Genomic DNA, 8,426 nt, shown 5'->3' on the forward strand with positions numbered 1-8,426 from the left:
TTTCAAGTAGAGTTTTCCCGGAAGTTTGACCCAATGGGATTGCGATCGCACCCCAAGCACTGACAGTGGATTATTTCAGTATCGGATCCAAGCGAGCAATTGTTGAAGTGGGTTAAAGTGAATTGGCGATCGCGCGAGGCGTCGCTGTCACTCTCCCCGCCACCCCCGCACCTCGGTTTCCGCCTCCTAAAATCGGACTAATTTTTTCATCGATTCCGGCGAACTTGATATTAAAAGCGCAATTGGTACTCAAACAAAGCGCGGTGGTTGTCATCAAAATCCGTAGCGCCGCGCAGAATCACCTCATCATTAATCCGATAGCGGACACTAAAATCCGTGGGTCTTTCATCCACCAGAACTCGTTCCACAGAAACCGAGAAATTAGAAGTAATATCGACCCCAGCTTTCACCTCTAAAGCCAACTGCTCGAAACTGCCGCGATCGACGATCGCAGGCCCGAGACGAAATTCGCTTAACCCCAGAGCATTGGCGATCGAATTTTGCACATCCAACAGCAGAGTATTCCCGGCAATATTCGCCAGTGCCAAGGTAGTATTTCCCTGACCAAACGTATTGACAAACCCACCACCAATCAGCGCCACAATTTCCTGTTCGCTGCGCGCCGGGGAACTGCTCAGCTCCAGATTTTGCTCCAACTGAGAGGCCCTTCCTTCCACCGAAGCAATCACCCGAATCGTTTCCCCATCGCCGATCGTGGTCTCGATGGGGTCATTCACCTCACTCTGGGACGCCACCGAGACCAAATTAGTATTTCGCACTTCCGGCACGTTTGCCACCAATCGCACGTCCAAATATGGATTCAACGTCCCCGTAAACACCGCCACATTTTCCGCATCTCGAGCCAATCGGAACTGAGTGGTAAACAAATTCACCAATCCGCGATCCAAACGAATCGTTCCTTGCGGGCGCGGATCGTCGATAAACCCATTAATCGTTAAATCCCCACTGGCCACAAACTGCAACAAGGGCGGACTGCTAATCTTCAAATCCTCTCCGAGAACCACCCGCAAACCGTCATACTCCACCCCGAATTGCTCCTCATCCCCTGCCCCAGGTGCTCCATTTGCCGCTGCTTGACCGGAGGGGTCGCTGGGCAGCAACACGGTGCCATCAGACAGCAGAATTTCGCCACCCAAATCCGGTTCTAGGGCCGTGCCGGTAATCGCGATCTGCCCGTCCACACCGCCTTCATATAACCCTTTTAAATTCAGCCTTAACTCATCCAAGCGCACAGTTAGCGGATTCTCCACCTGGGATGTGGGGGTATCGATCGGCAACACTCCTTGCGCCAATACCTCACCTTCACGAAACTCGCCCCGGATGCCCTCCACCACGATCCGATCGCGCTCAAACTGCGCCGTCCCCGTGACATTTGTCAGCGGTTCCGGGAGTGCCTGGGCGTCAATTGTCGCATTAGCGATCGCCGCACTTCCCGTGGCGACCAAATCCTCAATGACCCCTGCCTCCGGATCCAACCGCCCCTGCGCCTGAAACTCCACCGTTGCGCTACCCTCCACCCATTCCACCTGCTGTCCGGTGGCCACATCAATCAAACTCAACCCATCATCCTCGATATCCACGCTCAAACTAAACTCATCATTCCCCGGCGTCGGCGGAAGAGGCACGCTGGCACTCACCCGCAAATCCTCCGGTGCGATACTGCTAAAATTCAACCGAGAGCGATCGTAACTAAACGCCCCGCGCAATCCGGGAATCTCCTCCCCATTCACCGTGCCATTATCCAACCAAACTTCTCCGCGCGACTGGGGATTTTCCACACTTCCCGCCAGAGTCGCCCGTAAATTCACCAACCCTTCCACATCAAAATTATCCGGCAATTCCACAAAATTGCGAATCAAATCCACCGCCAAATTTTCCACCCGCAATTGTCCCGACTGATTTTCTCCCCCGATCGCACCGCTAAACGAAATCAAACTCTCCTCCGTGCGAATTCGCGCAGGGAGCAACGTCACCACCCCATTGGCAAAACTGCCACGGACGATCGCCTCCTCAATATCAACAACCCGCCCCTCGCGCAATACCACGCGATCGCCCACCACCGCCTGATAGGGGCGTTGCGTAAACCACTGCAAGCCATCGCTAACAATATCAAAATTCGCCTCCACTCCGGTTTGCGCCGTACCGGCAAAAGTAATCTCCCCATCAAACTCGCCGCGCACCTTAATAATCTCCGGCACCCCCGGTTGGCGAGCGATCGCCGCCTGCTGCTGCACCAAGGTCGCGATTTCCGACAACCGCCGTAACTGCGTCAGCAAGCGTTCCCCGGGCAATCCCACCGAAATCAAATCCAACTGCTCCGACCCCGCATAATCCGGTGGCGTCAACCCCCGCTGCGCGTCTTCCACAGTAAATAACTGTAGTGCCTGCAACACATCCTGGACCCGACCTTCCACCACCTCAATTTGCCCTTCAAAGCTGGGATTTTCCGCCAACACGGCGCGCGCTGCCAACCGATACTCACTTTCGCCCAAACGCAACAGCGCCTCATCCACCACCACCAGGCCCTCATCGTAGGCCACTTCTGCCACAAAGCGCTCGGCGTCAATATACCCCACCCTCGGACCGGCCACCGCAATGTTTGCTCGTCCTGCATTCCGGGCCAAATCGTACTCCCCACTGCTGTAAATCGCACCCCCCACCGGTCCGGGGGGCAAGTCAAACGCCAGATTGGCAATTCCCAACGGGAACTCCTCCACCACAAAACGCAGCACTTGGTTCTCCACCGTCCCTCGGGCCAAAGTATCCCCCCGTCGCAGCAAGAACGATTCCGGGAAAAAGCGATCGTCCAATGTCACCGCGATCGCATCCATATCCCCCCGCAAATCAATCTCCACCCCTTGTGCCGTATTCACCCGCACCGGACCACTTATCAGCGGCTCAAAATCCAACGTCGCCACCTGCAAATCCGCCAACCGCATCTCCCCGGTCGCCGTCACTGCAAACGGCAAAGGCGAATCCGGATCCGGCGTCGCGGTCCCGCGCACTTGCCCCGCAAAGGATACCGCACCCGCCAAATACGGCGGTGGCGGCACCTCATCCCCCTCCCTAGCGGCAACTTGCGGCAAATTCTCCACCGGTAACGGCAACCCCGCCAAATTAAACTCATCTAGCGCCACATCGAAATTAAATCCCCTCACCTGCGGCGCTTGTTCCCCCCTCACATCCACAAACACCGTGCCGCTGGCATTCAACCCCGGCGCATCGAGCTGCGTGACCTGCAAATTATCCCCATTCCAGCGAAAAGCCGTCCGCAAGGGCGATATACTCGAGGCAAACGGCGACAAAGCCGATTCCGGATCCGGATCCGCCAAAATCAACCGAGCCTCACCCCCCGCTCTCACCTCCGCCAGGGCAAACGATTCCGCCGTGCCCGAAACCCGCACCGTGCCTTCGGAGAGTGCCAGAGGTTCCGACAAAGCCGGCACCAAGGGATTGAGGGGCAAGTTTGACGTGCGAACCGTGGCTTGCCACGCCCCATCATTCCACCCGAAATCCGTCGTCACCGGCGCGCCCGCCACCTGCAATCGCGCCTCTCCCCTGGCATCCAACCCCTGGGGAGAGAGATTCGCGATATCTCCCGCCACCACTGCTTCCGCATCGGCTAACTCCACCTGCACCGGCAAATCCGCAGCCAGTTGATTCCCATCCAATCCGGACGCATATACAAACGCTCTCAAGTCGCCATTATTTAACGTGCCGTCCCCGCGAATTTCGCCTCCAGCCAGCCCCAATTGCACGTCAGCTTCGGCATATATATCCTCGATATTCGCTGATGTGAGACTTCCCGCCAGATTCACCCGAGCGCCAGAAACCCGGAGCGGATTTTCCCTTTGTGAGATTACCGTCAGCTCGTCCGCCAACAGGGTGGCCTGAAACGCCCCATCATCCAGAGACCCGCTGCCGAACACCGACGAAGAATCCACCAACAACTCGACTCTAGTCGTCGCATCCAGGGTAGAGAGTTCCAACTCGGACAGATTGCCCCGCACCGTGGCTTCCCCAGTAGCCACCTGCACCGGCACTGGCAAGTCTGGGGCAAATTGATTCACCTGAATCTCCCGCGCATCCACAAATGCCCGCAAATTTCCCTCGCTCACCGCCCCACGAGCGCTGACACTGCCGCCGGCGAGCTGCAACTGCCCCAAGAGCCGCGCATCGATCGCACCTGGCTCGAACTCCCGAACGTTCCCCGTCACCGTCACCCGCGCCTCGCCAATTTCCAGGGTACTGGGTAAATTTTCCCCAAAATCACTCTCTCGCACCTCCTGGGTCGTTACCGTGGCCACAAACTCCCCATTATTCAACCGGGCACTGGCCACCGCATCAGCATTGGCCACCGCTAACCCCAATTCCACCTCCGCATTCAGCCCTCTCGGGTCTAAATTCGGCACCGTCCCCGACACCGCAAACTGCCCCTGCAACAGCTCCACCGGGAACGGCAACTGGGCAAATCGATTCACCCCGATATCCGCCACCGTTCCCCTAGCCTGCAGCGCCCCATTGCGTAAGTTGCCCTGGGCAAACAAGCGACCCTCGCCGGATTGCAGCACCAATTCCGTATCCGCATTAATCGCGGAGGGTTGGAAATTTAGCACATTATCTAGAGTGCTATCTAATGTGATAGCGGCACGCTCTAACTCCAGAGGCGCATTCAAGTCGGGCAGGAATTGAGCGAGTTGCAAATCGGCAGCATTCACCACCGCCGCCAAACGTCCGTCCTCCAGGGTTCCCCGACCGCGCACCCGCCCATCGGCAACCTGAAGCTGCACCAGCGCCGTGGCATCCACGCCGAAGATATCCAAAGCGTCAATATTCCCCCGCACCGTCACCCGCGATCGCCCAATTTCCACCGGGGCAGGCAAATCCGGAGCAAACCGATTGGCGATCGCCTCCTCGGTGCTCAGGGTCGCTTGAAAATTCCCCCGTCGCAAACTGGCATTCGCTCGCGCTGCAGTATCCGCCACATTCAAATCCAGCCGCGCGGTGGCGTTAAGATTGTCTGGGTCGAAAGTGGCCGGATCCAGAGCCGCCAAGGTGCCCGAAACCGTGACATTGCCGGAATCGATTTCCGTGCGCAACGGCAACGCCCGCCGGGTCAGGGCATTGACCAGCACTTCCGACGCTCTGACGCTGGCTTGAAAGTTGCCGTTTCTCAGGCTACCATCGGCAAACGCGCGACCGTTGGCCAGGGTGAGGCGCAATTGGGTGGAGGCATTCAGGGTCGCGAGGGATAGGGAAGCCAAATCCCCTTCCAGATTGACGCGCGAGCGATCCACCCGCACCGGTGTGGGGAGTAAATCCGGGGCGAAGCGATCGAGCTGCAGGCTGTTGGCACTCAGGGTAGCGTCCAGATTGCCCCGTCGCACAGTGGCATTGGCGCGGATGGCGGCATCTGCGACCGAGAACTGCAATTGGGCGATCGCATTAATCCCCTCAGGCTCCAACGAGTCGATATTCCCACTCAAGCGCGCTTCCCCTCGGACTAACCCCACCTGCACGGGCAAGTCTGCCGCCAGCAGCGGATCCAGCGGTACCCCATTCGCATTCACCACCGCTTGGAACTGCCCGTTCACCAACCGACCCTCCACCCCCACCGGGGCATCCGCTACCCGTAACTGCAAGTTCGTGGTGGCAAACATCTGCCTCGGATCTAACTGGGCGATATCCCCGGCAAAGTTCACTCGACCCCGGGCTAATTGCACCGGAACCGGGAAATCCGCCGGCACGAAGGGGTCCAGGGGCACGGTATTGGCGGTGACGGAACCCACCAACTGCCCCCGACGCAACTGCACCCGCGCATTCAACGGATTGCCCGCCACGTTGAGCTGAATTTGGCTAGTGGCATTCAGAGCTTCCGGCTGCAAGGCATCTAGATTGCCCGACAGGGTGACGCGCGCATCGGCAATGCGGACGGGGACGGGTAAGGGTTCGGTCAGCCAAGGGTCGAGGGGAACGCCTTCCGTAGTGGCGGTGAGGGAAAACTGCCCGCGATTTAAGCGACCCGTAGCGATCGCCACTGCCCCGGGTACCCGCACTCGGGCGGTGGCAGTGGCGCGCAGGCGATCGGGTTCGAGGGAGTCGATATCGGCGGTGAGGTTTGCTTCTACCTCGGGCAGGGCCACTGGTGCGGCTGAGGTGGGAACCAGGTTGGCTAGGGCAATCTCGTCACCGCGAACCGTGGCCTGTAGTTGAGCGTTGTTTAAACGGGCGTTGGCGCTCAGGTTGCCCCCGTCGGTGGTGGTCAGGGTGGCGCGACCCATCGCTTCGAGGGTTTCGACGCTGAAATCTAGAGTGCCGGAGGCGCTGAAGCGGGCGTCCAGGATGCCCTCAGCTTCGATGGGCGGCGGTTGTGCCGGCAGGGCGAGGCGATCGGCCCGCAGACCCTGCGCCGTAACCGTAGCCCGCCATCGTTCGTCCCGCAGGGTTCCGTTGGCAGCGATGACGCCCCCGGCGACTTGGATGCGGGTATTGGGTATCAGGATGGTTTCGCCCACGGCGATAATTTCCCCCCGGGCCGGGTAGGTGCCTTGCAGGGCTTGCCATTCCACCAGGGTGGTGGCCTCGTCTGGGGACCCGGTGATGCGGGCAGTGGCAAATACCGGCCCGATCGCTAGGGGGAGGGGGTCTTCTAGGTAATTGTCCGCGATCGCATTCCCGGGAATCGAGGTGGCCTGAAAGGTCAAATCCAGAGCCTCCGTCGGCTGCAAGGGCACGGTTCCGCCGCCGCTGATTTCTCCCCCCACCACCGGTTCGGCGAAAAATTCCGTCAGTCGCACCTGTTCTTCCCCAACGTCGATCGCCACACTGGCGCGAACCGTCTCGAATTCGATTTTATCCACTTGGGCGGTTTCCCGGTTGCTGATGCTGGCAAATACCACCGGCGCTTGCAGCGGTCCGCTGACGTTCATCTCCCCCGCCAAAACCCCGGTAATCGGCACTGGGGCGGGCAAGTCCAGGGTTTCGATAAAGTTCTCCGCTTTTACCGGTTGGATGTCGATGTTGAGGTTGTATTCTCCTTCCCCCGCCGTATCGATGACTCCCGCAGCGGTACCGGGAATTTGCCCGTAGAGCGCCCTGGCATCTTCGAGACCCACGGTTAAGCCGGAAAATCGCAGGCGACCCCTGGCGTTGTAGAGTTTTTTGGGCAAACCGGCCAGTTGGGCGTTTAGGGAATTAAAGCCCGCAGTTCCCTGCCATTGCAGCACCTCGGCTTCTTGCAGCGTGATGCCTAAGTTGGCATTCAGGGAGCCATCGAACGCGCGGATGGGTAAGTTGGGGATTAAGGTCAGGATGTCCGGGGCGTAAAGATTTTGTCCCCGGATCTGGAGCTGGGTATCTAGGGTTTCAAAGGCGACTTCGCCACTGATGTCGAGGGTGCCGTTGGGGGTGGAATCGCCGCTGACGTCAAAGGCAACCCGGGTTTGATTGTCGAGAAATTCCGCACTCCCGTCTAGGTCTTGGATGGTGACCGGGTTGGGCGGGAGGAGGGTTTCGCGTCCGAGTCGTTGCGCGAGCAGTTGCGGGTTGGCAACCAGAACCAGTTCGCCGTTGATGAAGTCGATGGTGTCGAGTTCGATGGAAATCGGACCGGGTTCGCTGTCTTCGTCAGTGGCGAGTTGGGTGTCTACCCAAGCGCCGTCGCTGTTTTGTTCCAGGTAGATATTGGGGTCGATCGCGGTGATGTCGAGGCTGAGGGTGCGGGTGCGAATCAGTTGCCACAGGTCGAAGTTGACTTCGATGGTGGGGATGGTGGCGCGATCGGGATCCGTGGGGGTGGGGGGCACTTCGGTGGTGCCGAGGGTGAGTCCGGTAAGAGAAAAGCGCTCTACCGGGCCGACGTCTACCGGGCGCTGCACCAGTTTGGTCAGTTGGGTGCTGACGAACGGGGCCAGTTCGTTGTTGACAAAATAGATTCCGTATGCAATGCCTGCCGTGGTGCCGACCAATAGAATTCCGCCCACGGTGAAACTCGTGCGTTTTAACAGCGTGACCCACCGGGGTTGGGTTGCAGTTGACTCGGTTTGATTTTGCGAATCTGGGGAGTTGCTCATCTCCTCGGAACACCAAAAGGGCAGAATTTATCGACGGGCAGGGGGTCGGTCGGACTTGAGCCTCGCGCCGTGGACTTCTAAACTCGATCGAGACTCGGGCAAGAGAGTGTTTGATTCCCCATCGTTGACTTTTACTGTAGTCGAAAGTGCCCAGAAGCGCTACTCCCTGGGGTAGAATGTCGATTTGGCAGCGATCGCAAAAGGGGGTAGAGAACTTGTCTGGAAGAAGTCTCTCGCCATAAAGTAAGGGAAGTTAGTGCGAATCGTTCCCGCCAAAGTTGAAGTTGAAATACTGAAAACGTAAGCGGGGCAAGGAATCTAAGGCTTAAAGCC

General features: G+C 58.6%; 2 protein-coding genes. Both read right to left on the reverse strand.

The features are described from left to right. Window positions 1-112: 112 nt before the first annotated feature. On the reverse strand, window positions 113-253 hold the full coding sequence (locus tag AC0QH1_RS22310; RefSeq protein WP_324633550.1) for a hypothetical protein: 141 nt from the start codon (window positions 251-253) through the stop codon (window positions 113-115). After that, window positions 231-8,093, reverse strand: coding sequence for a translocation/assembly module TamB domain-containing protein (locus AC0QH1_RS22315; RefSeq protein ID WP_324633542.1), 7,863 nt, complete (start codon window positions 8,091-8,093; stop codon window positions 231-233). Before AC0QH1_RS22315 ends, AC0QH1_RS22310 begins: the two co-directional genes overlap by 23 nt. Window positions 8,094-8,426: the final 333 nt, after the last annotated feature.

Source organism: Phormidium sp. CCY1219 (assembly GCF_055795085.1).